This window comes from Pseudacidovorax sp. DMC4 (assembly GCF_056314265.1).
The window spans coordinates 1-22,950 of sequence record NZ_JBQUYR010000016.1 but is presented as its reverse complement, the minus strand read 5'-3'; the positions used below and the strand labels follow the sequence as shown (position 1 = coordinate 22,950).

Below are 22,950 nucleotides of genomic sequence, written 5' to 3'. Positions count from 1 at the left end.
GGTGTCTGGCGCCGGAGTCGCCGCCGTCAGGGCTCGGCACGCGGCAGCATCACGCGTGCACACAGCCCGCCGCGCTCTGCCGGCAGCAGCGCCAGCTCGCCGCCGTGCTCGCCCGCGATGCGCTCCACGATCGCCAGGCCCAGACCGGCGCTCGAGCCACCGGCGCGCGCATCGCCCGCACGGTGGAAAGGCTGGCGCAGCCAGTCGGCCTGGGCGGGGTCGATGCCCGGCCCATGGTCGATCACTTCCAGCCACACCCGGCCGCCTTGCGCGCAGGTGCGCAGCAGCACCGGCGGTGCGCCGTGCCGATGGGCGTTCTCCAGCAGATTCGCCAGCATGCGCCGCAGGGCAGCCGGCCGGCCGCTGACGGCCGGCAGGGAACGGGCCGGCTGCCACTGCACGGGCTGTCCGTGGTCGGCGAAGTCGGCGCACACGCGGGCGCACAGGGCATTCAGGTCCACCGGCTCGCGCAGGCCGGGCTCGTCGGCGGCGCGCGCGTAGTCGAGGAACTGGCCCACGATGCCGTCCATCTCCTCCACGCTGCGCACCATGCTGGCACGGGTGGCGGGGTCGGCTGCGTCGCCGACGATCTCCACGGCCAGGCGCAGCTTGGTCAGGGGCGTGCGCAGGTCATGGGAGATGCCCGCCAGCATCAGCGCCCGCTCGCGCTCCTGGCGGGCCAGGCTGTCGGCCATGCGGTTGAAGCTGCGGCTGACGGTGGCGATCTCGCTGGGCCCGTCCTCCGGCAGCGGCGGCGGCCTGCGGCCGGCGCCCAGGCTGCCCGCTGCCTGCACCAGACGGGACAGCGGCCGATCGAGCCGACGCTGCAGCCACAGCGCACCCGCCAGCGCCAGCAGGCCGCTGCCCGCGCTCACGGCCAGCCAGGCCCCGGTGAACTCCCGCGCGGGCAGCACGCCGGGCAGCACCAGCCAGTGGGCATCGCCGTCCAGCGCCACCCGCAGGGCCAGGCCACCGTCGCCTGCGCGGCGCCACAGGGCCTGCATGCCGGCCTCGCCCAAGCGCTGCGACACCCGGCGGATGAAGCGCCGTTCCAGGGCCGTGAGCCGCGGGGACGCGTCCGCGTCGCTGGCCACGTTTCCGCCATCCGGACGGCGGTTGAAGGCCGTCACGAACGCCGCGCGCTGGGCGGGCGGCAGGCTGGCCAGCCCGGCGCGCACGGCCAGCAGGTTGGTGGCCACGCCATCGGCCGCCTGGGCGAGCCGCGGCTTGAGCACCATCTCGCGCAGAAGCAGCGCGCTGCCGATCTGGCCGATCAGGATCAGCAGCACGATCAGCAAGGCATGGCGCCCGAGCAGGCTGCGCGGCCAGCGCGCGATGGCGGCCCGGGCATCGACCGCGCCTGCCTCGGTGTCGCCCGCGGTGCGAGCGCTCATCGGGCCTCCCCATCCGGTACGAAGACGTAGCCCACGCCCCACACGGTCTGGATGAAGCGCGGCTGCGCCGGGTCGGCCTCGATCAGCTTGCGCAGCCGCATCACCTGCACGTCGATGCTGCGGTCGGTGGCCTCGTGCTCGCGGCCGCGCGCCAGCTCGATGAGGCGGTCGCGGCCGAGCGGGCGTCCCGGGTGGCGGCAGAAGGCGGCCAGCAGCGTGAACTCGCCCGTGGTCATCGGCAGATCCTGGCCCGCGCGGCTGAGGCGGCGGCGGCCGAGGTCGAGCACGAAGTCGGCCCCGAAGCGCAACTCGCCCTCGTCGGGTGCCGGGCCGGTGTGGGCGCCCAGCATGCGCTGGCGCCGCACCATGGCCTGGATGCGGGCCAGCAGTTCGCGCGGGTTGAAGGGCTTGGGCAGGTAGTCGTCGGCGCCCATCTCCAGGCCGACGATGCGGTCGACCGGATCACCCCGCGCCGTGAGCATCAGGATGGGGATGGTCTCGCCCTGCGCACGCAGGCGGCGGCAGACGGACAGGCCGTCCTCGCCCGGCATCATGACGTCGAGCACCAGCACGTCGAAGCGCTCGCGCGCGAGCAGGCGGTCCAGGGCGGCCGCGCCTTCGACGGTGCGCACGGCGTAGCCCTGGTCGCCCAGGTAGCGCTGCAGCAGCGCACGCAGGTCGGCCTCGTCGTCGGCCACCAGGATGCGGGCAAGCGGCTCGGTCATGAGACGGCGACCGGCGCAGGGCGCGCCGCGACGCGGGACGGCGGCAGGGCAGGAAGCAACGGGCACGGCAACAGGGACATGGCGGCATCGTAGACAGCGCTGGCGTCCCGGCGGCCCCCCGAAATCATGACAAACGATGACAGGCCTGGACGCCCGTCATGGCTGGTCATGAGCGGGGGCTGCGCCGTGACGAGTGCGTGACAACCCGGCCCGACAGTGGCGGCATCCACTCACCGAAAGGATGCCTGCCATGAACACCGTCCGGCCCCATCGGCCGCACACCCCGACGCTCGCGGCCCTGCTGGTCGCATCCAGCCTGCTGGCGGCGGTCCCCGCGGCCCATGCCGAGGGCCGCCGCGTCGTGCGGCCCAACGCCGCGGGCGGCACCACGGCCACCCGGCTCGCGGGCCGCCAGGGGCCGGAGGGCGGCCGCTTCGGCGCTGCACGCGGCGTGGCGACCGATGGCCGGGGCAACGTGGTGGCCGGCAGCGCCAGCCGCCTGCATGGGCCCGCCGGCGGCCTGGCCCAGCGGGCTGGCAGGACGCAGGTGCATGCCGACGGCTCCGCCCAGCATCAGGGCACGCTGTCGGCCAGCAACGCCCGAGGCAGCCTGCAGTCCACCGGCAATGCCACCCGCAGCGCCGACGGCACCGTGGAGGCCAGCCGCAGCAGCAGCGCCACCCAGGCCACCACCGGCAACAGCGTGCAGCGCAGCACCCAGTACAGCAGCGGCACCGGGCTCACGCACAGCGCCACCTGCTTCGACGCCAGCGGTGCCACCATCGCCTGCCGCTGAGGCCGGCCACGCCGAAGGAGCTCCCATGACCCCTCAGAATTCCCGCCGCCTCGCCACCGCCCTGGCCTGCCTGGTCGTGGGCGCCGCACACGCCCAGAGCGCGCTGCCCGACGCCTCGCGCCGAGAAGCCCTGCGCAGCGAGTTGACGCAGCGCTTCACCGCCGCCGACACCAACGGCGACGGACGCCTGAGCCGCGACGAGGCCAAGGCCGGCATGCCGCGCGTCTACCGCGCCTTCGACGCCATCGACCGCACGCATGCCGGCAGCATCACCCTCGCGCAGATCGAGGCCCACCTGGCCAGCCAGCGCGGCAAGCGCGGCGCGGGCGCCCCCTGAAGCCGTCGCACGCACCATGCAGGCCGACCTACTTCGCCACGCCCTGGGCCCGGAGGCCCTGCCCTGGCTGCTGGCCCTGCTGGGCCTGGTGCTCGTCGCGGCCACGGCCGAAGGGCTGGTACAGACCTTCGTGCGCCGCCAGCCCTACGACTGGCGGGCCTACGCGGCGTCGCTGGCCGACACGGCAGGCCGCCGGGCCGTGGATGCGCTGGGCCTGTCCATCGCCGCGCCGCTGCTGGCGCTGGCCTGGACGCACCGGCTGACCACGCTGCCGCTCTCAACCCCCACGGCCTTTGCGCTGCTCTTCCTGGGGCAGGAGCTGTGCTACTACGCCTATCACCGCGCCGCCCATCGCGTGCGCTGGTTCTGGGCCACGCATGCGGTGCACCATTCGCCCAACGAGTTGACGCTGGCTGCGGCGCTGCGCCTGGGATGGACGGGCAAGCTCACCGGCACGGCGCTGTTCTTCACCCCGCTGGTGTGGCTGGGCTTCTCGCACACGGCGGTGATGGGGACGCTGGCCGCCAACCTGCTCTACCAGTTCTGGCTGCACGCGCCCTGGCTGCCGCGCCTGGGGCCGCTGGAATGGGTGCTGAACACGCCCACCCATCACAAGGTGCACCACGCCTCCAACCCGGAATACCTGGACTGCAACTACGGCGGCGTGCTGATCGTCTTCGACCGGCTGTTCGGCACCTTCGTCGACCTGCGCGCAGACCTGCCGCCCCGCTACGGCCTGACCACGCCGCTGCACACCCACAATCCGCTGCGCATCGCCTTCCACGAATGGGCGCGGCTGGCGCAGGACCTGCGCCAGGCCCGCGGCCTGAAGCAGCGGGTGCGCATCCTCTTCGGCCCACCTGGAGCCCAGCCATGACCCCGATCCGACGCTGGCTGCCCGCCATCGCCCTGCTGCTGACCGCCGCCCTGGCCCATGCCGCCCCCGACCGGCAGCTGGCCTACGGCCCCGATCCCGCCCAGCGGCTGGACGTCTACCTGCCCGCGCAGCCACACGGTGCCCCGATCCTGGTGATGGTGCATGGCGGTGCCTGGATGTTCGGCCGGCCCGATGCGCCGAACGTGGTGGACGCCAAGGTGGCCCACTGGGTGCGCGAGCGCGGCTTCGTCTTCGTCTCGGTGGGCTACCGGCTGGTGCCGCAGGTGGATGTGCGCGCACAGGCCCATGACGTGGCCCATGCGCTCGCCGAAGTGCAGCGGCTGGCGCCGGGCTGGCACGCGGACGCGGACCGGCTGGTGCTGATGGGCCACTCGGCCGGTGCCCACCTCGTGGCGCTGCTGAGCGCCGACCCATCACTCGCAACCGCGCAGCGCGCCCGCCGCTGGCGCGGCACGGTGGTGCTCGACAGTGCGGCCCTGGACACCGAAGGGCTGATGCAACGCCGGCATCTGCGCTTCTACGACCGGGCCTTCGGCGCCGACCCGGCCCTCTGGCGCGCCGTGTCGCCCACGGCACGTCTGGCCCCTGGCAGCCTGCCGATGCTGCTGGTGTGCGCCAGCGAACGTCGCGACGACTCGTGCGGCCAGAGCGCCCGGTTCGCCTCCCTGGTGCGCACAGGAGGTGGCCAGGCCACTGTGCTGCCCCAGCCGCTGTCGCACGGCGAGATCAATGCGCACCTCGGAACGCCGGGCGGCTACACGCAGGCGGTCGACCGGTTCATCGAAGGATTGGCCGCCCCGGTGCGCTGAGCCCACCGTTGACCGGCGCCGGCGCGGAGTCGGCAGGAGAGGCACCGGGCCGGGGGCTGAAGCGGCGGCGCTGCCCTATCCCGGTGGCTGCGGCGCCGTTCAGGGGCGCCGCATGGCGCGCCAGGGCCGCCAGGTCCGCCGTTCGGGCGCGGCAGGGATCAACGGCATCCGGCCGGAAGGCGGCGCCACCGCCAGCGTGTCCTTGCCCCGCGCCTTGGCCTGGTAGAGCGCCTCGTCGGCCAGGGCCAATGCGCGGTGCAAGGGCACATCCGGCTCGACGGTGGCCACGCCGGCGCTCACCGACAGGCGCAGCCCGCCCACGCGCAAGTGATGCACTGCCGACACGCAGGCCGCTGCCACGTCGGCCGGCGATGCCGAGGCGTCCTCGATCCAGATGCAGAACTCCTCGCCACCCAGGCGGGCGCACAGGTGCGGCGCACTGGCGCGACGCAGCGCCTGCGCCACCGCGCGCAATGCCCGGTCGCCACCCTCGTGGCCCAGGCGCTCGTTGATGCGCTTGAAGTCGTCCACGTCCAGCAGCACGACGTTGAACGCGCCCGCCGGCATGGCGGCCAGCGCCGCCTGGGTCCGCTCGAGGAAGGCGCGCCGGTTGGGCAGGCCGGTGAGCGCGTCCTCATAGGCCAGCGCCGCCAGCCGCAGTTGCAGCACATGGCCGCTGCGCCGCTCGCGCGACAACGCCAGGTGGGCCAGCAGGCACAGCGCCAGAGCGCCCGCCGCGAAGAAGGCCAGCACCGGCCGCTGGGCCGGCGCGACGCTGCGCATCAGTGCGCCATCGACGAAGACCAGGCCCACCGCCCCGATGCCGGCCAGGAAGTCGCGCAGCCGCACATGGCACAGCGCCAGGCACATGCCGAAGAGCATCAGCAGCGGCAGCGTCCAGAAGGCCTGGGCCGCACTGCCTTCCAGGTTCAACCGGAAGGCGATGGCCAACGACACCGTGACCATCAGCCCACCCAGGCTCAGCAGCCAGGCCGGCCGGGGCCGCAGCGACAGCAGCATGCCCAGGCCCGCCGCGGCGGTGCAGAGGAGCTCGGCGGACAGATGCGCGCCGCCACCCGGCACGGAGACCATCAGCGTCATCAGCCAGATCAGCACGCCCGTCGCCTCGCAGGCCAGGGCGAGCGAACGCACCTCCTGGCGCAGCGCGCGCCGCAGCGCCTGGGCCTGCGCGGCGGGAACCGAAGGCACCAACCAACGCCAGAGGCGGCGCGCCCGCCGGTACAGCAGCATCCGCAGCGGCATCACCCCGCCGCCTCGGGCGCCAGAACCACGCGGTTCTTGCCCGTCCGCTTGGCATCGCCCAGGGCCGTGTCGGCACGGCGCATGGCCTGCTCGAGGGCCTCGCCGGGCTGCACAAGCGCCGCGCCGGCGCTCAGCGTGAGACCCACCCCCTGGGCCGACACGCGCCGCGCCGCCTCCAGCACACCGCCGGCAAAGGCCAGCAGCGCCGCTGGCGAGGCCGCGGGCACCAGCACGCAGAACTCCTCGCCGCCGGTGCGGCCCGCGAGCGCCTCGCCGGGCAGGCGTTGCAGCAGCCGGCCCACGGCATGCAGGAGTCGGTCACCCACCTCGTGGCCATGGCGGTCGTTGATGCGCTTGAAGTCGTCCACGTCGAGCGCGATGAGGCCCTGCGGCCCGGACGCCTGTAGCTTCTCCATGGCCACCTCCAGGAACCCGCGGCGATTGGCCACGCCGGTCAGGGCGTCCTGGTAGGCCAGGACGGCCAGCGAGGCGGCGGCCGCCACGCGCCGACGCCGCGCCAGCGCCACGCCCCGGTGGAGCAGCAGCGCCAACGTGAAGCCGCCCACCACCAGTACCCCACGCAGTGCCTGGCCCGCGGGCCACGGGGCGAAGGCCGCGCCCGGCAGCAGCACCAGCCAGACCGTCAGGCTGCACAGCACATAGCTGCGCAGGCGGACCTGCACCAGGCCCAGCACCAGCGACAGCATCAGGCACAGCGGAAGCACCCAGAGTTCGCCGCCGCCCAGCACGTCGAGCTGGAAGCGGCAGCCGGCGGCCATCGCCACGGTCATCAGCCCCACGCCACTGTCATGTCCGGCGGCGTCGCGCGCGCCCATGCACAGCGCCAGCCCCACCGCCTGCACGAAGGTCCAGCAGAACAGGGGCAGCGCAAAGGCGGACAGCACAGGCCAGGAGACCCAGAGCGACACGAGCCAGGCGAAAGCGGCGGCACAGGCCAGCACGCGGGCCGGCTTGCGCAGATGCAGCACCACGTCGTCGTCCAGGCGGCGCGCCTTTTGCGCGGCCGCGCCGGTCTGGCTGCGTGCAGCCAAGGCGTGCGCCAGCGAGCGCTCCCCCCGGGAATGTGAACCATTGATTGTCAAAACTTTGTTTCCAGCATGGCCGGACGCAAGTTAGACAGGAACGGGGGCGCGCTGTGTCAGCCAGCTTCCCCAGGGTGTTTCATCCTTGGGGAACAACCGCCTCGGCGTAGTCGTAGAGCTCGCCCAGCAGCGCCTCTGCACGCTCGTCGGCGTTCTCGGCAAGCGCGTCGATCTCAGCGAAATAGCGGTCCACGTTCAACCAGCCGTCCTCGCCCTCCACCAGGCGCGCGGTGCGCAGCGCCTCCCACTGGGCGGCTTCTTCCAGGCTCAACGTGGCCGGGAAGTTGCGCGCCCGGTAGCGCAGCACGAGCTCGGCCAGCCGCGCATCGTCGAAACCAGCGCGCGCCAGGGCCAACTCCTGGGGCGGCAGCGCGCGCAACTGGTTGAGGCGCCGGCGGTCGGCCGGGCCGATGAAGCCGCCATACAGGTCTTCATCCACATCCAGCGCCGGGCCGCGAGGCCGATCGAAGAGCTCGCGCCAGCGCTCGCTCAGATCAGGCAGGCCGGCGGCGGTGACGGCATGGCGCTCGGCCTGCGCCAGGTCGATGCCCCAGCGGCCGGCGGCCATCTCCACCATCTTGGGATTGCCCACCACCATGGGCGACTTGTTGAGGTGGATCGACTTGATGGGCAGCCGCGCCACGCCCTCGGGAAGATCGGCGCTGCGGGTGAACAGGCGCAGCCGCATCGTCTCCAGGTCCAGATCGGCCAGTTCGGCCGGGTCGTGCGACAGGTCCCAGGCCAGCAGTTCGTTGCGGTTGGTGGGATGGCTGGCCAGCGGCCACATCAGGGCCAGACAGCCGCGCTCGGTGCCGAACATGCCGGAGACATGCACGAAGGGCCGCGCCGTCTGCGGCGAGGCCGGCAGGCCCAGCTCCTGCGCCACACGCTCCTTGCGTCGCAGCGCGAGCGCGAAGTCGAAGAGGCGCGGCTGCTTCTGGCGGATCAACCGGGCCATGGCGATGGTGGCGCGCACGTCCGACAGCGCATCGTGCGCCGCCTCATGCACCAGGCCGTTGGCGCGGGTCAGGTCCTCCAGCTTGAAGCTGGGCTTGCCGTCGGGATGCTTCGGCCATTCGATGCCCTCGGGGCGCAGGGCGTAGGTCAGACGCACCACGTCCAACAGGTCCCAGCGGCCGCATTCGTTCTGCCATTCGCGGGCATACGGGTCGATCAGGTTGCGCCAGAACATGAAACGCGTGACCTCGTCGTCGAAGCGGATGGTGTTGTAGCCCACGCCGATGGTGCGTGGCTGGGAGAAGGCCGCCTCGATCCGGGCGGCGAATTCGTGCTCGGGCACGCCTTCGGCCAGGCAGTGCTGGGGCGTGATGCCGGTCAGCAGGCAGGCCGTGGGGCTGGGCAGGAAGTCGGGCGCCGGCTGGCAGTACAGCATGATCGGCTCGCCCACCTCATTGAGCTCGGCGTCGGTGCGCACGGCCGCGAATTGCGAAGGCCGGTCGCGGCGCGGGTTGGCGCCGAAGGTTTCGTAGTCGTGCCAGAGGAAGGTGTGGGAAGCGTCGGCCATGGGTCGGGGTCGGAAAGCAGCCGGCCATTGTCGGCCAGCAGGTTCACAGCAAGGGCGAGAAGAGCCGCGCGACGGCCTCGCCCAGCCGCAGCCAGAAGCTGCGGTGGCGGTGCGTGCGCACGGGCGAGGCACTCTGCAGGTCGGTCTCGAACTGCGCCACGAGCGGCCCGGCCAGCGCGGGGCCATAGACCACTGCCATCACCTCGAAGTTGAGCAGGAAGCTGCGGTTGTCGAAGTTGGCCGTGCCGATCATGGCGCAGTGGTCGTCCACCACCAGCGTCTTGGAATGCAGCATGCGGGCCTTGTACTCCCACACCTTCACGCCGGCGGCCAGCAGCTCGTCGTAGTAGGAGCGGGCGGCCGCGCTCACCACCAGCGAATCGCTGCGCCGCGGCACCAGCACCCGCACGTCCACGCCGCGCAGGGCCGCGTTGGTCAACGCCATCAGCGCCGGCTCGCTCGGCACGAAATACGGCGTGGTGAGCCAGGCCCGCTCGGTGGCGGCGTGGATGGCCTCCACATGCATGCGGTGGATGGCCTCCAAGGGCGTGTCGGGGCCGCTGGTGACGATCTGCACCGCCACCGGGCCGGCCTCCACGGGCGGCATGAGCCGCGCCATCAGGCTGCCGATGCCGTGCAAGGGCTCGCCGGTGGCATAGACCCAGTCCTCCAGGAAGGTGGTCTGCAGCCAGCGCACGGCGCTGCCCTCGATGCGCAGATGGACGTCGTGGTAGGCGTCGGGGCGGGTGCGCCGGTCTTCCTCGTCCGTGATGTTCACGCCGCCGGTGAAGCCCACGACCCCATCGCAGACCACGATCTTGCGGTGGGTGCGGTAGTTGGTCACCGGCCGCAGGCGGCGGCCGATGCGCGTGTCGTGGAAGAACACGACCTGAGCGCCCGCCTCGCGCAGCGGCGCCAGGAAGCGCCGCCCCACCCGCTTGGCGCCCAGCGCGTCGATCAGCAGGCGCACCTGCACGCCGGCGCGGGCCCGCTCGATCAGCAGGTCGCGCAGCGCGGTGCCGATGCGGTCGGGCTCGAAGATGTAGTACTCGAGGTGGACGTGGTCCTGCGCGCCGCGGATGGTTTCGAAGATGGCGTCGAACGTCGCCGCGCCGCCCGAGAGCAATTGCACCGAACGGGCGCTGGACACCGGCAAGCCGCAGGCGGCCAGGCCGAGCGTGGCCAGCTGGTGCAGCGCGGGCGGCGCGTCCTCGGCCGCTTCGCGCAGCAGCGCCATGTCGGCGGGCGCCTGCGCCATCACCCGGCTGCGCAAGCGCTTGAGCCGCTGCTTGGCCAGCCGCTGCGGCCCCAGGAAGTAATAGACGAAGAAGCCCAGGTAGGGCAGCAGCGCCAGCGACAGGATCCAGCTCATCGTGGAAACCGGTGCGCGCTTCTGCATCACGATCCACACCGAGAGCACGGCGATGTAGGCGCTCCAGGCGAGCGACAGGCCGGTGGTCCAGGCGGGACTGAGGTGGAACTCGGGCAGGGTCATCCAGGGGCTCGGCACGCTCCCGGCCATGCAGCGGGAAGCGGCCAAGAAAAAAGGCCGGGAGCGCGATGCTACCGGCCTTGTGTGGCACCGCCCGTGGGGGCGGACGCCTTGCTGGCGTGGTCGATCAGCCGGCGGCGGCTTCCTCGGCCTCGGGCTTGGACTTGCCTTCCTTCTTGGGCAGCGGCGTGATGTCCAGCTGCACCTCGTCCTTGTCGTCGAGGTCGACCTCGAGGCGACCACCGTCGGTCAGGCGGCCGAACAGCAGTTCGTCGGCCAGCGCCCGGCGGATGGTGTCCTGGATCAGGCGCTGCATCGGGCGGGCGCCCATGAGCGGATCGAAGCCCTTCTTGGCCAGGTGCTTGCGCAGCTTGTCGCTGAAGGAGACTTCGACCTTCTTCTCGGCCAGTTGCGTCTCCAGCTGGAGCAGGAACTTGTCGACCACGCGCAGGATGATCTGCTCGTCCAGCGGCTTGAAGTTGACGATGGCGTCCAGGCGGTTGCGGAACTCGGGCGTGAACAGGCGTTTGATGTCGGCCATCTCGTCGCCGGCCTGCCGCGGGTTGGTGAACCCAATGGTGGCCTTGTTCATGGTCTCGGCGCCCGCGTTCGTCGTCATGATGATGATGATGTTGCGGAAGTCGGCCTTGCGTCCGTTGTTGTCCGTCAGCGTGCCATGGTCCATCACCTGCAGCAGCACGTTGAAGATGTCCGGATGCGCCTTCTCGATCTCGTCGAGCAGCAGCACCGCATGCGGCTTCTTGGTGACGGCTTCGGTCAGCAGGCCGCCCTGGTCGAAGCCCACGTAGCCCGGAGGCGCACCGATCAGGCGCGACACCGCATGGCGCTCCATGTACTCCGACATGTCGAAGCGGATCAGCTCGATGCCCAGGATGTAGGCCAGTTGCTTGGCCGCCTCGGTCTTGCCGACGCCGGTGGGGCCGCTGAACAGGAAGGAGCCGATGGGCTTGTCGCCCTTGCCCAGGCCCGAGCGGGACATCTTGACGGCGGAAGCGAGCACCTCCAGCGCCTTGTCCTGGCCGAACACCACGCTCTTGAGGTCGCGCTCGATGGTCTGCAGCTTGCTGCGGTCGTCGTTGCTGACGTTCGCCGGGGGAATCCGGGCGATCTTGGCGACGATCTCCTCGACCTCGGCCTTGCCGATGGTCTTCTTGCGCTTGCTGGCCGCCAGGATGCGCTGGGCCGCGCCGGCCTCGTCGATCACGTCGATGGCCTTGTCGGGCAGGTGCCGGTCGTTGATGTACTTGGCCGACAGCTCCGCCGCTGCCTGCAGGGCCGCGGTGGCGTACTTGACGCTGTGGTGCTCCTCGAAGCGGCTCTTGAGGCCCTTGAGGATCTCCACCGTCTCGGCCACGGTCGGCTCGACCACGTCCACCTTCTGGAAACGCCGGGACAGGGCCGCGTCCTTCTCGAAGATGCCGCGGTACTCGGTGAAGGTGGTCGCGCCGATGCACTTGAGCTGGCCGCTGGACAGCGCCGGCTTGAGCAGGTTGGACGCGTCCAGCGTGCCGCCCGAGGCGGCGCCCGCGCCGATCAGCGTGTGGATCTCGTCGATGAACAGCACCGCGTTGGGCTTTTCCTTCAGCGACTTGAGCACGCCCTTCAGGCGCTGCTCGAAATCGCCGCGGTACTTGGTGCCGGCCAGCAGCGCGCCCATGTCGAGCGAATAGACCTGCGAGTCGGCCAGGATCTCGGGCACATCACCTTGCGTGATGCGCCAGGCCAGGCCCTCGGCGATGGCCGTCTTGCCCACGCCCGCCTCGCCCACCAGCAGCGGGTTGTTCTTGCGCCGGCGGCACAGGATCTGGATGACGCGCTCGACCTCGTATTCGCGGCCGATCAGCGGATCGATCTTGCCGTCCTTGGCCTGGGCGTTGAGGTTGACGGTGAACTGCTCCAGCGGCGAGGCCTTCTCGTTCTTCTCGGCGCCGCCCTCTTCGCCTTCGCTGGAAGGCGCTTCGCCACCACTCTTGGGCTGCTCGGGCGGGTCGCTCTTCTTGATGCCGTGGGCGATGAAGTTGACGACGTCCAGCCGCGTCACGCCCTGCTGGTGCAGGTAGTAGACGGCGTGCGAATCCTTCTCGCCGAAGATGGCGACCAGCACGTTGGCGCCGGTCACTTCCTTCTTGCCATTGCCCGTGGACTGCACGTGCATGATGGCGCGCTGGATCACGCGCTGGAAGCCCAGCGTGGGCTGGGTGTCCACATCGTCGGTGCCGGCGACCTGGGGCGTGTTGTCCTTGATGAAATTGGTCAGCGACGAACGAAGGTCGTCGATGTTGGCCGAGCAGGCTCGCAGCACTTCGGCGGCGCTCGGGTTGTCCAGCAAGGCGAGCAGCAGGTGCTCGACGGTGATGAACTCATGGCGTTGCTGCCTGGCCTCGACGAAGGCCATGTGCAGGCTGACTTCCAGTTCCTGGGCAATCATGTGATTTCCTTTGCCTTGCTGTGAATACTTCTGAAGACTTCAGATGGGTCGGATCGCGGTTTATTCAACCGGTTCACTGACGCACTGGAGCGGGTGGCCCGCCTGGACGGCGGCTTCCATCACTTGATTGACCTTGGTGGCCGCGACATCGCGCGGGTAGACCCCGCACACGCCCCGGCCGTCGAGATGAATCTTCAGCATGATCTGGGTGGCCGTCTCGCGGTCCTTGTTGAAGAACTCCTGCAGGACGACCACCACGAATTCCATCGGGGTGTAGTCGTCGTTGAGCATGACGACCTGGTACATCCGGGGGGGCGCCGTCCGCTGCGGACGCCGCTCTGCCACCACGGAGCCACCGTCGTCCCTCTGGGGGCGAACCGGCGCCGGAGGGGGTGCCGAGGGATTTTTCGTGGCCATGAAATTCATTCTATAGAGCACTGAAACTCGTGGCGTGGGGGCGGAATTCAAGCGCGCCGCAGGGGGCCTGCTCGCAAAAAAGGTGCCGCCGCGCCCTGCTTGCGGACCGCCAAGCAGGCGATCCGGGAGAAAACGTGATGCCGGGGCGCGCCTCCCGGCTTCCCGGCGCGGCCCGGGCAGACCACCACGTGCCGCCCAACAATGGGCCGGCGCCCCAACCAACGGAGGCGCCGAACCGGAATGACGCAAGCCACCGCCAAAGCCTCGACACGCGCCACTGGAGCCCGCCATGACCTCACACGCCATCCTTCCCTGGGCCGACGCTCTGGTGACCGACCAGCGCCTGCCTTTCGACGGCTTTCGCATCGAGAACTCACCGGATGGCGCCTTGCTCGTCACGCACACCCTCCACGGCCGTCCGGTGTTCTGGCACCGCTACGAAGGGGTGCGCCTGGACACGCAGAAGGTGTGCACGCTGGAAGGCATCGAGGGGTGGGTGGAGGTGGATCCGCTGTCGTGACCGCCCTTGAGCGGGCGCCCACAAAAAAGCCCGCCACCGATCCCGGTGGCGGGCCCAGGATGCCGGGGCCGGCGTGTCAGGCCGTCTGCATCCGCAGCTTGCGGGCCGACAGCCGCTTGGCCAGGCGCGGCAGCACCAGCACGGCCAGCACGACCATGATCAGCGCCACCGACATGGGCCGTTGCAGGAAGATCACCGCACTGCCCTCGCCGATCGACATGGCGTTGCGCAGTTGGGCCTCGGCCAGCGGGCCCAGGATCATGCCGACCACCACCGGGGCCGTCGGGAAGTCGAAACGGCGCATCAGCACGCCGATCACGCCGATGGCATAGAGCAGAACCAGGTCGAAGGAACTCTGACGCATGCCGTAGGCACCCACGGTCGCGAAGATCAGGATGCCGGCATAGAGCTGCGGCTTCGGGATCTTCAGCAGCTTCACCCACAGGCCCACCATCGGCAGGTTCAGCACCAGCAGCATGATGTTGCCAATGTAGAGCGAGGCGATCAGCGCCCACACCAGGGCGGCCGAGGTCGAGAACAGCTGGGGCCCGGGCTGGATGCCGTAGTTCTGGAAGGCGCCCAGCAGGATGGCCGTGGTGTTCGACGTGGGGATGCCCAGCGTGAGCAGCGGGATCAGTGCCGCCGTCACCGTGGCGTTGTTGGCGGCCTCCGGGCCGGCCACGCCTTCGATGGCGCCGGTGGTGCCGAACTCGGCCTTGTCCTCGGGATTCTTGGTCAGCTTCTTCTCGGCGGCATAGCTCAGGAAGGTCGGGATCTCGGTGCCGCCGGCCGGGATGCAGCCGAAGGGCGCGCCGATGGCGGTGCCGCGCAGCCAGGCGGGGATCGAGCGCTTCCAGTCGCGCGCGCTCATGTGCACCCGGCTCATGGTGTTCTGCGTCTCGACCACCCGGCCTTCGTACAGCACGGCGTAGATGACCTCGGCCACCGCGAACAGGCCCACGGCCACCAGCACGATCTCGATGCCATCCAGCAGCTCGGGGATGCCGCCGGTGTAGCGGCCCTGGCCCGAGATCTGATCCAGCCCGATGCAGCCGACCGCCAGGCCGATCAGCAACGCCGTCATGCCCCGAAGCGTGCTCTTGCCCAGCACAGCGCTCACCGTGGTGAAGGCCAGCAGCATCAGCATGAAGTACTCGGGGGGACCGAGCTTGACGGCGAACTCGGCCACATAGGGCGCGAACAGCGTGACCACGATGGTGGCGATGGTGCCGGCGACGAAAGAGCCGATGGCGGAGGTGGCCAGTGCCGCGCCGGCACGGCCGCTCTTGGCCATCTTGTTGCCCTCCATGGCGGTGACCATGCTGGCCGTCTCGCCCGGCGTGTTCAGCAGGATCGACGTGGTCGAGCCGCCGTACATCGCGCCGTAGTAGATGCCGGCGAAGAAGATCATCGAGGCCGTCACGTCGACTTTGCCGGTGATGGGCAGCAGCATGGCCACCGCCACGGCAGGGCCGATACCGGGCAGAACGCCCACGGCCGTGCCCAGGGCGCAGCCCACCAGGCACCACAACAGATTGCTGACCGTGATGGCCTGCGCGAAGCCCTGCAGCAGGGCGCCAAAGATGTCCATGGTCAGATCCAGCCCGTGGTGGTGAGGCCCGGCAGGTTGATCGCCAGGAATTGCGTGAACATCCAGTACACGGGTGCCGCGATGACGAGCCCGGTGACCAGATCGATGGCCCAGGTGCGCGGCTTGCCAGCCGCCGGCTGGCCGCTGGCGCGGCGCAGGCCCTGCACCGCGAGCAGGTAGCACAGGCCGCAGCTGAGGATGAAGCCCAGGTGCTCGATCAGCGCGGCGTTGAGCAGAAGACCGGCCGACAGCCAGACAAAGCCGGGCCAGTTGGCCGGCTCGGCCGGACCGTCGGCCTCGTCCATCGCCCGGAAGCCGCCGGTGCGCGCTTCCCAGGTGATCCAGGCGCCGCAGATGGTCAGGCCGACGGAGACCAGCCAGGGCAGGAAGTTGGGACCGACGCCGCCGTAGCCGGCTTCGGAAGAAATGCCGATGGCGCCGAAGGCCATGGCCAGGCCGACGAACACGACGCCCAGGCCCACCAGGGTCTGCATCATGTTGGCGCGCACTGGCGCGCCCGGCGAGGAAGGGGAAGAAGCAGTCATGCGGGTCTCCATGCGGCCGCGCCGCGGCACCGAGAGCAGTGCGGCGGCGCGGGGCGCTGAGGAAGTGCGTTCAGACCATGCCGGAGCGCGTCATGATGGCGCGCAGGCTGGCGAATTCGTCGTCCACGAACTTGTCGAAGGCCGGGCCGGTGAGCACGGCAGGCGTCCAGTCGTTCTTCTTGAGGGCTTCGGCCCACGAGGCGCTCTTGACGGCCGTCAGCACGCGCTCGGTCAGCGCCTTGCGCTGCTCTTCGGAGATGCCGGGCGCGCCGTACACGCCGCGCCAGTTGCCGATCTCGACGTCGATGCCCAACTCCTTGAGCGTGGGCACGTTGACGCTCTGCAGCCGCTGCGCCGAGGTGACGGCGATCGGCTTCATCTTGCCGTCGGCGATGTAGGGCGCGAACTCGCTGTAGCCACTGCCGCCGATGGTCACGTTGCCGCCGAGGATGGCCGCCGTGGCCTCACCGCCCCCACGGAAGGCGACGTAGTTGATCTTGGACGGATCGACACCCACCTTCTGCGCGATCATGGCCGCGGCGATGTGCTCGGTGGAGCCGCGCGAGCCGCCGCCCCACTTGACGCTGCCCGGGTCCTTCTTGAGCTGGGCGACGACGTCGGCCATGGTCTTGAAGGGCGAGTTGGCCGGCAGCACGAACACGTTGTATTCGCTGGTGATGCGGGCGATGGGCGTGGCCTGCGACAGGTTGACCGGCGGCTTGCCGGTGATGATGCCGCCCAGCATCACGGCGCCCATCACCATGAGCGCGTTGCCATCGCCCTTGGAGCCGTTGACGAACTGGGCCAGGCCCAGCGCGCCGGCGGCGCCGCCCTTGTTGTCGTAGCTTACCGTGTCGGCCGCCTTGGCGTCGATCATGGCCTTGCCCAAAGCGCGGCCTGTGGTGTCCCAGCCGCCGCCCGGATTGGCGGGGATCATCATCTTGATGTTGGTGGCCGCCTGGGCGGACAGCGGCAAGGCGCCCACGGCGGCCAGTGCCGCCAGGGATTTGAGGAACTCGTCTCTGCGCATGGGGGTCTCCTTCTTGCTTCCGATGGATGTTTTGGTGCGGCTTATGATGCGCGGCCCCGCTGTCAGTTGGCTGTCGCGCCACTCGGGGTAAACACCGAGCCTCCGGAGCCTCATGAAGCTGCTGCTGGTCGAAGACGATCCCTCCATGCAGTCCACCCTGCAACGCACGCTGGGGCGCCGGCAGATCGATGTCCGCGTCTGCGACGATGGTGCCGAGGCGCTCGCCCAATGGCAGGCGATCGAGCCCGACGTGGTGGCGCTGGACCTCAGCCTGCCCGGCATGGATGGCCTGGAAGTGCTCACCCGTGCACGGGCCAGCGGCCTGCGCACCCCCGTGCTAATGCTCACCGCCCGCGGCACCGTGGGTGACCGCATCCTGGGCCTGAACGCCGGCGCCGACGATTACCTGCCCAAGCCTTTCGACCTCGATGAGCTGGAAGCGCGCCTGCGCGCCTTGCGGCGGCGCTCGCCCGCCGATCCGGCCGTCGCCGCCGCGCCGGTGGAGATCGGCGCACTGCGCCTGGAGCCGGCCAGCGGCGCCTTCTACCTGCGTGGCGAGGCCCTGGAACTCACCCCCCGCGAAGCCGCCTTGCTGCGCGCACTGGCCGCCCGCCCGGGCAATGCGGTGACCAAGGAGCGGCTGTTCGAACTGGTCTTTCCCGGCGAGACCCAGGTGCAGTACGAGGCCATCGAAGTGGTGGCGTACCGGCTGCGCAAGAAGCTCGCGGGCACGGGCTGCACGCTCATGACCCTGCGCGGGCTGGGCTACCTGCTGCGCGAAGAGCAGACCCGCTGATGGTGCTTGACCGCCCTGCGCCACCCGCATGAGGTCGCGCTCGTTGCGTTTCCGGCTGCTGCTGGGCCTGCTGGCGCCGGTCGTGCTGTTCATCCTCATCAACAGCGTGAGCGTCTACCGGCAGGCGCTGGCGGCGGCAACCACGGCCTACGACCGCACGCTGCTCGCCTCGGCCAAGACCATCGGCGAACAGCTCGACGTCGAGGGCTACGACGAACTGGCCTCGTTGCGCTCCACCGTGCCCTACTCGGCACTCGAGGCCTTCGAGGCCGATGCGCAGAGCCGCATGTACTACCGCGTCTCCACGACCCACGGCGAGATGATCTCGGGCTTCGCCGAGCTGCCTCTCTGGCGCGGCACGCTCCCGGCCAAGCCGCCCTATGCCGCCCTCGTGGACTTCTACGACTCGGAATTCCGCGGCCAGCCGGTGCGCATGGCCGTGCTGCTGCAGCCGGTGGCCAGTGCACGCGGCCTGGGCATGGCCGTCGTCCAGGTGGCAGAGACGCTGGAGCTGCGCGAGGCGCTGGCGCGCCGCCTGCTCGTGGACATGCTGTGGCGGCAGCTGCTGCTGGTTGCGGTGGTGGCCAGCGTGACCGTCTTTGTCGTCCAGCAGGCCACGCGCCCCGTGCGGCGGTTGGGCGAGGCCATCGCCGAGCGGGCGCCCGACGACCTCTCGCCCATCGACGCACCCGATGCGCCCCGCGAGCTGCGTCCGCTGGTGGATGCCACCACGGCGGTGATGGCGCGTCTGCGCGGCCTGCTCGATCACCAGAAGCGCTTCGTGCGCGATGCCGCCCACCAGCTGCGCACGCCGCTGGCCGTGCTCAAGGCCCAGGTGCAATCCGCGCGCCGGGGCGACGTGCCCGCGGCGCAGGCGCTGCGCGAAATCGATGCCACCGTCGACCGTGCCACCCAGCTGGCCAACCAGATGCTCGCCCTGGCCAAGATCGAGCAGTTGCGCCAACGGCCGGAACTGCAGCAACTGAACCTGGCCGAGATGGTGCGGCAGGTGGCGCTGGACGTCTCGCCGCTGATCGCGGACAAGGCCCTGGACTTCGAGCTGGACGTGGTCCCGGCCAAGGTTGACGCCCATGCCTGGATGCTGCTCGAACTCAGCCGCAACTTGCTCCACAACGCGATCCGCCACAGCCCTCTCGGCGGCATGCTCACCGTGCAGGTCTCTCCAGATGGCATGGGCGCTGTCAACCTGTGCGTGCGCGATGCGGGGCCCGGCATTGCGCCCGAACTCCGGCAGCGGCTCTTCGCCCCCTTCGCGGCCGGCGACACGGCACGCGGCTCGGGGCTCGGCCTGGCCATCTGCCGCGAGATCGTGCTCACTCTGGGCGGGAGCATCCACCTGGACAATCGCCTGGATGCGGACGGCCGCGTCGTCGGGCTGGATGCGCGGGTGCGGCTGCCCACCGCGAATCCGGCCACGTCCGATTGACAGCACCAGCCAGGCGCTGTTTGCTTGAAACTCCTCTCATTCTTCCGACATTCATGGAGCGCATGCGCATTGACAAGTGGCTGTGGGCCGCTCGCTTCTACAAGACCCGTTCGCTCGCCGCAGAAGAGGTCGACCGCCACCGCGTGCAGGTCAACGGCGATGTGGTCAAGCCGGCGCGCGAAGTTCGGGCGGGCGACCTCGTGCAGCTGCGCCAGGGGCCGGACACGCGCACGGTGCGGGTGCGGGGACTGTCGATGCAACGCGGGCCGGCGCCGGTGGCGCAGTTGCTCTACGAAGAAACAGCAGAAAGCATCGCCGCTCTGTCGGCCGCACGGGAAGAGCGACGCCTGGCCCGCGAGCCCGCCCATGCGATCGTGCAGGGCCGCCCCACCAAACGGGACCGGCGCCACCTCGACACCGCCCGCGAGGTGGGCTGGGGGGATCGCTGGAGCGCCTCGGTCGACGACGACGGCGCGGGGCGCTGACAGGTCATGCGTTAGGCTCGGCGGATGACCCGGCTCAAGCACTATCGCGTCAAGCCCGACGCCCCCTTCCGTCTGGCCGACATCGATCCTGGAGAAACGCCCTTCCTGCCAGCCGAGGAACATCACCAGCGCGAGTCGCTGGAGCTGCTCGCCGACGAACTCGACCACTGGCAGAACCTGCTTCATGCGGAAGGGCGGCGCAAGCTGCTGCTGGTGCTGCAGGGCACGGACACGAGCGGAAAGGACGGCACCATCCGCTGGGTGTTCTCGCGCACCTCTCCACTGGGCGTTCGCGTCGCCGCCTTCAAGGCACCCACGGATGAGGAACGCGCGCGCGACTTCCTGTGGCGCTGCCATGCGGTCGTGCCACGGGCCGGCGAAATCGCCGTGTGGAACCGCAGCCACTACGAAGACGTGCTCGTCCCCTGGGTCGAGGGCTGGATCGGCAAGGCCGAATTGCGCCGGCGCTATGCCCAGATCAATGACTTCGAGCGACTGCTGGCCGAGACCGGCACCGTCCTGGTCAAGTGCATGCTGCACATCGACAAGGAGGAGCAGCGCAAACGCCTCCAGGCCCGACTGGACGATCCGAGCAAGCACTGGAAATTCAGCATGGGCGACCTGGCCGCACGCCAGAAGTGGGACGCCTACCAGCAGGCCTACGAACACGCGATCGCCGCCACCTCCACCGCGCACGCCCCCTGGTACATCGTGCCCGCCAACCACAAGAACCATCGCAATCTGATGATTGCCCGGCTGCTCATCAAGGTGCTGCGGGACATGAAAATCAGCCTTGCGCCTGCCAACCCGGCCTATGCCGGCTTGAAGGTCCAGTGACTCGGTCATGTCGAATCCCGCTCTCCCCGTCTCCCCTACTGCCGACGCCGTCGCGCCCGACACCTTCGCGTGGCCTCTGCCGCCCCAAGGCCATTTCCGCGTTCCCAACACCAGCACCGTCCGCTGCGAGATCAGCAATCTGGCAGGCCGCCACGGCGAAGGGGTGATGAACCTGTTCTCGCCCTCCGCGCAGCTGGTCCACATCCATCTGCTGCGCACACGTGCGCCTGTGCCACTGCGCTTCGACCAGTTCCGGTCACTGCTGCTGCTGGATCCGCTGCGTCCTCTGGACGACACCCCGGTCGAGTGGGCCGATTACCGCATCGTGTGGAAAGGCGATGGCGGCGAACTGGGCGGTCGCAGCGCCGGCCATGTGCAGACGCCATTCGGTGTGTTCCTTTTCCCGGGCGACGAGGAAGGCCGCGTCCGGCGGCTCTTCGTGCCCCATGCCGCCTATGAGCGCATCGAGACGGACGCCGCCGCTGCGGGCGGCACGCTGTCCCAGGTGGCCACCCGGCGCAGTGAACTGCTTCAGGCGCTGCAGCGCCAGGCCAGCGCCCCGATCGTGCGTATCGGGGAAGCGCTCATATCGCTGGGCATGATCAACGAGGAGCAGCTCAACGAAGCCCTCGCGGCGCAGCGGCAGATGGACAACGGCCTGCCGCTGGGCGAACTCCTGGTGCGGATGGGAGCCGTGTCGGCCGCCGACCTCAAGGTCGCGCTCACCCGCAAGATGGGGTATCCGGTTGTGGATCTTCAGGCTTTCGAGTCCGAGCCCGATGCGCTGACCCGCCTGAGCCACGCCGTGGCGCGGCGCCTGCAACTGCTCCCACTGATCGTCGCGGATGGCCGTCTGGTCGTGGCGATGGACGACCCCGCCAACCGCCACGGCGCCTTGGACGAGGCGGAGTTCATCGCCCAGATGAAGATCGCGCCGGTGCTCGGCCAATGCGAGGACTTCGAGGCCTGCGTGTTCGCCGCCTACGACAAGATCGGCGCGGCCTCGGAGGCGAAGCCGACGCCCTCCCAGGCACAGGCGATGGAGTTCGAGACCACCGACACCAGCAGCCTGCTGGAATCGCTGGAAAAGGAGAACCAGACGGGCCTCGAATCGGACGATGACCGGCCGATCGAGCAGTCCGACAACTCGCTCGTGCGGATGATCAACCGCATGATCCTGGAGGCCTTCACCGGCGGGGTGTCCGACATCCACGTCGAGAGCTATCCCGGCAAGGAGAAGATCCGCATCCGCTTCCGCAAGGACGGTCTTCTGCGGACCTACCTGGAGTTGCCGCACAACTACCGCAATGCCGTGATCGCCCGCATCAAGATCATGGCCGACCTGGACATCAGCGAGCGACGCAAGCCGCAGGACGGCAAGATCAACTTCGCGCGCTTTTCGCCCAAGCACCGGCTCGAACTGCGTGTCGCGACGATCCCGACCAACAATGGCCTCGAAGACGTGGTGATGCGGATCCTGGCTTCGGCCAAGCCACTGCCGCTCGACAAGCTGGGGCTGACCGACGGCAACTACCAGCGTCTGCGCGCGGCCATCGAACGTCCTTACGGCATGGTGCTGTGCGTGGGTCCGACAGGCTCGGGCAAGACCACGACGCTGCACTCGGCGCTCAGCCACATCAACACGCCCGAGCGCAAGATCTGGACGGCCGAGGACCCGATCGAAATCACCCAGACGGGTCTTCGCCAAGTGCAGGTGAACGCACGCATCGATTGGACTTTTGCACGGGCGCTGCGCGCCTTTCTTCGAGCAGATCCCGACGTGATCATGGTCGGGGAAATCCGCGACGAAGAAACGGCCCGGGTATCGATCGAGGCTTCGCTCACGGGGCACTTGGTGCTGTCCACCCTGCACACCAACAGCGCCCCGGAGACGGTGACGCGTCTGCTCGACATGGGCATGGACCCCTTCAACTTTGCCGATTCGCTGTTGGCCGTGCTGGCGCAGCGTCTGGTCCGGCGCCTCTGCCCATCCTGTCGAACCAGCAGGCCTGCTTCCCCCGCGGAAATCGACGAACTGGTTCACGATTACCTCCACGCCTATGGCGCTGCGCAAGACGTGGAGGATCGCGAGGCCTTGCTTGCCCGCTGGCGCACTCGCTACGGCATCGAGGGCCAACTCCAGTTCCACCACAGTCCCGGCTGTCCGGTCTGCGAAAAGACCGGCTTCAAGGGCCGCGTGGGGCTGCATGAATTGATGGTGATCTCTCGCGAACTGCGGGAGCTGATCCAGGGCGGTGCTCGCGTGGAGGCGCTGCTTGCCACGGCCGTGCGACAGGACATGCGCACACTTCGCCAGGACGGCATCGAGAAAGTGCTTTCGGGACAAACGACCATCGAGGAAGTCAGGGCGACCAGCAACAGCTGAGTCGAGGCCGCCGCCAAGGGCGCAGGTCGGCAGTGCGGTGGCGGCGAAGCTGCGGCAGATGGTGCCGATGCTGCTGGCGCATCTGCGCTCCCACGGCTGGGAGAC

General features: G+C 69.7%; 21 protein-coding genes. 10 read left to right on the top strand and 11 right to left on the bottom strand.

Translation table 11 applies throughout. The features are described 5' to 3' along the window. Positions 1 to 26: 26 nt before the first annotated feature. Both ACT54X_RS24570 and ompR read right to left on the bottom strand, forming a co-directional pair. Positions 27 to 1,394, bottom strand: a complete 1,368-nt coding sequence (locus tag ACT54X_RS24570) for an ATP-binding protein (protein WP_476349146.1) — start codon at positions 1,392 to 1,394, stop codon at positions 27 to 29. Then, positions 1,391 to 2,119 (bottom strand): osmolarity response regulator transcription factor OmpR, encoded by a 729-nt coding sequence (gene ompR / locus ACT54X_RS24565; RefSeq protein ID WP_354322340.1) that lies wholly within the window; start codon positions 2,117 to 2,119, stop codon positions 1,391 to 1,393. The genes ACT54X_RS24570 and ompR overlap by 4 nt, the downstream gene beginning before the upstream one ends. A 250-nt stretch (positions 2,120 to 2,369) precedes the next feature. On the opposite strand from ompR, the gene ACT54X_RS24560 reads away from it, so the two are divergent. Genes ACT54X_RS24560 through ACT54X_RS24545 form a run of 4 tightly spaced genes read left to right on the top strand, consistent with a single transcriptional unit; the run spans position 2,370 to position 4,959 of the window. Beyond that, on the top strand, positions 2,370 to 2,915 hold the full coding sequence (locus tag ACT54X_RS24560; RefSeq protein ID WP_476349143.1) for a hypothetical protein: 546 nt from the start codon (positions 2,370 to 2,372) through the stop codon (positions 2,913 to 2,915). A 25-nt stretch (positions 2,916 to 2,940) separates the two neighbouring features. Continuing rightward, complete coding sequence (locus ACT54X_RS24555; protein ID WP_294369151.1) at positions 2,941 to 3,252, top strand: EF-hand domain-containing protein; 312 nt, start codon at positions 2,941 to 2,943, stop codon at positions 3,250 to 3,252. 16 nt (positions 3,253 to 3,268) lie between these two features. Continuing rightward, complete coding sequence (locus tag ACT54X_RS24550) at positions 3,269 to 4,129, top strand: sterol desaturase family protein (protein ID WP_476349140.1); 861 nt, start codon at positions 3,269 to 3,271, stop codon at positions 4,127 to 4,129. Continuing rightward, entirely contained in the window at positions 4,126 to 4,959 is an 834-nt protein-coding gene (locus ACT54X_RS24545; RefSeq protein WP_476349139.1) for an alpha/beta hydrolase, read from the top strand. The genes ACT54X_RS24550 and ACT54X_RS24545 overlap by 4 nt, the downstream gene beginning before the upstream one ends. A gap of 99 nt (positions 4,960 to 5,058) precedes the next feature. On the opposite strand, the gene ACT54X_RS24540 is transcribed toward ACT54X_RS24545, so the two are convergent. From ACT54X_RS24540 to clpS, 6 genes are all read right to left on the bottom strand, one after another. After that, positions 5,059 to 6,168 carry a GGDEF domain-containing protein gene (locus ACT54X_RS24540; RefSeq protein ID WP_294369158.1) on the bottom strand — a complete coding sequence of 370 codons (1,110 nt, stop codon included), beginning with the start codon at positions 6,166 to 6,168 and terminating at the stop codon, positions 5,059 to 5,061. 53 nt (positions 6,169 to 6,221) lie between these two features. Then, the gene (locus ACT54X_RS24535; RefSeq protein ID WP_294369161.1) at positions 6,222 to 7,274 is read right to left on the bottom strand and encodes a GGDEF domain-containing protein; all 1,053 of its coding nucleotides are present in this window, start codon (positions 7,272 to 7,274) and stop codon (positions 6,222 to 6,224) included. A gap of 130 nt (positions 7,275 to 7,404) precedes the next feature. After that, positions 7,405 to 8,850 (bottom strand): exodeoxyribonuclease I, encoded by a 1,446-nt coding sequence (gene sbcB, locus ACT54X_RS24530; protein WP_294369163.1) that lies wholly within the window; start codon positions 8,848 to 8,850, stop codon positions 7,405 to 7,407. Positions 8,851 to 8,893: 43 nt separating this feature from the next. After that, positions 8,894 to 10,345: a cardiolipin synthase gene (cls, locus tag ACT54X_RS24525; RefSeq protein ID WP_294369164.1), complete on the bottom strand. Its 1,452-nt coding sequence runs from the start codon at positions 10,343 to 10,345 to the stop codon at positions 8,894 to 8,896. A 124-nt stretch (positions 10,346 to 10,469) separates the two neighbouring features. Beyond that, positions 10,470 to 12,791, bottom strand: a complete 2,322-nt coding sequence (gene clpA, locus ACT54X_RS24520; protein WP_017762185.1) for an ATP-dependent Clp protease ATP-binding subunit ClpA — start codon at positions 12,789 to 12,791, stop codon at positions 10,470 to 10,472. Between the two features lie 60 nt (positions 12,792 to 12,851). Further along, positions 12,852 to 13,217 (bottom strand): ATP-dependent Clp protease adapter ClpS, encoded by a 366-nt coding sequence (clpS, locus tag ACT54X_RS24515; RefSeq protein ID WP_043113328.1) that lies wholly within the window; start codon positions 13,215 to 13,217, stop codon positions 12,852 to 12,854. 280 nt (positions 13,218 to 13,497) lie between these two features. Here clpS and ACT54X_RS24510 point away from each other — a divergent pair, with 280 nt between their 5' ends. After that, positions 13,498 to 13,728 (top strand): hypothetical protein, encoded by a 231-nt coding sequence (locus ACT54X_RS24510; RefSeq protein WP_294369169.1) that lies wholly within the window; start codon positions 13,498 to 13,500, stop codon positions 13,726 to 13,728. A 76-nt stretch (positions 13,729 to 13,804) separates the two neighbouring features. Here the strand turns inward: ACT54X_RS24510 and ACT54X_RS24505 are convergent, their stop codons facing one another. From ACT54X_RS24505 to ACT54X_RS24495, 3 genes are all read right to left on the bottom strand, one after another. After that, positions 13,805 to 15,319, bottom strand: a complete 1,515-nt coding sequence (locus tag ACT54X_RS24505) for a tripartite tricarboxylate transporter permease (RefSeq protein ID WP_294369171.1) — start codon at positions 15,317 to 15,319, stop codon at positions 13,805 to 13,807. A gap of 2 nt (positions 15,320 to 15,321) precedes the next feature. Beyond that, positions 15,322 to 15,864 carry a tripartite tricarboxylate transporter TctB family protein gene (locus tag ACT54X_RS24500; protein ID WP_294369175.1) on the bottom strand — a complete coding sequence of 181 codons (543 nt, stop codon included), beginning with the start codon at positions 15,862 to 15,864 and terminating at the stop codon, positions 15,322 to 15,324. 70 nt (positions 15,865 to 15,934) lie between these two features. Then, entirely contained in the window at positions 15,935 to 16,894 is a 960-nt protein-coding gene (locus ACT54X_RS24495) for a Bug family tripartite tricarboxylate transporter substrate binding protein (protein ID WP_294369177.1), read from the bottom strand. Between the two features lie 112 nt (positions 16,895 to 17,006). Here ACT54X_RS24495 and ACT54X_RS24490 point away from each other — a divergent pair, with 112 nt between their 5' ends. From ACT54X_RS24490 to ACT54X_RS24470, 5 genes are read left to right on the top strand one after another with little or no spacing between them, the layout of a single operon-like run. Further along, positions 17,007 to 17,690, top strand: coding sequence for a response regulator transcription factor (locus ACT54X_RS24490; RefSeq protein ID WP_294369179.1), 684 nt, complete (start codon positions 17,007 to 17,009; stop codon positions 17,688 to 17,690). A 28-nt stretch (positions 17,691 to 17,718) separates the two neighbouring features. Then, positions 17,719 to 19,137, top strand: a complete 1,419-nt coding sequence (locus ACT54X_RS24485; protein WP_294369182.1) for a sensor histidine kinase — start codon at positions 17,719 to 17,721, stop codon at positions 19,135 to 19,137. Between the two features lie 53 nt (positions 19,138 to 19,190). Then, positions 19,191 to 19,622, top strand: coding sequence for an RNA-binding S4 domain-containing protein (locus ACT54X_RS24480; protein ID WP_114803393.1), 432 nt, complete (start codon positions 19,191 to 19,193; stop codon positions 19,620 to 19,622). Positions 19,623 to 19,646: 24 nt separating this feature from the next. Further along, positions 19,647 to 20,459 (top strand): PPK2 family polyphosphate kinase, encoded by an 813-nt coding sequence (locus ACT54X_RS24475; RefSeq protein WP_234192733.1) that lies wholly within the window; start codon positions 19,647 to 19,649, stop codon positions 20,457 to 20,459. 7 nt (positions 20,460 to 20,466) lie between these two features. Then, positions 20,467 to 22,845, top strand: a complete 2,379-nt coding sequence (locus ACT54X_RS24470) for a GspE/PulE family protein (protein ID WP_294369190.1) — start codon at positions 20,467 to 20,469, stop codon at positions 22,843 to 22,845. Positions 22,846 to 22,950 lie beyond the last annotated feature (105 nt).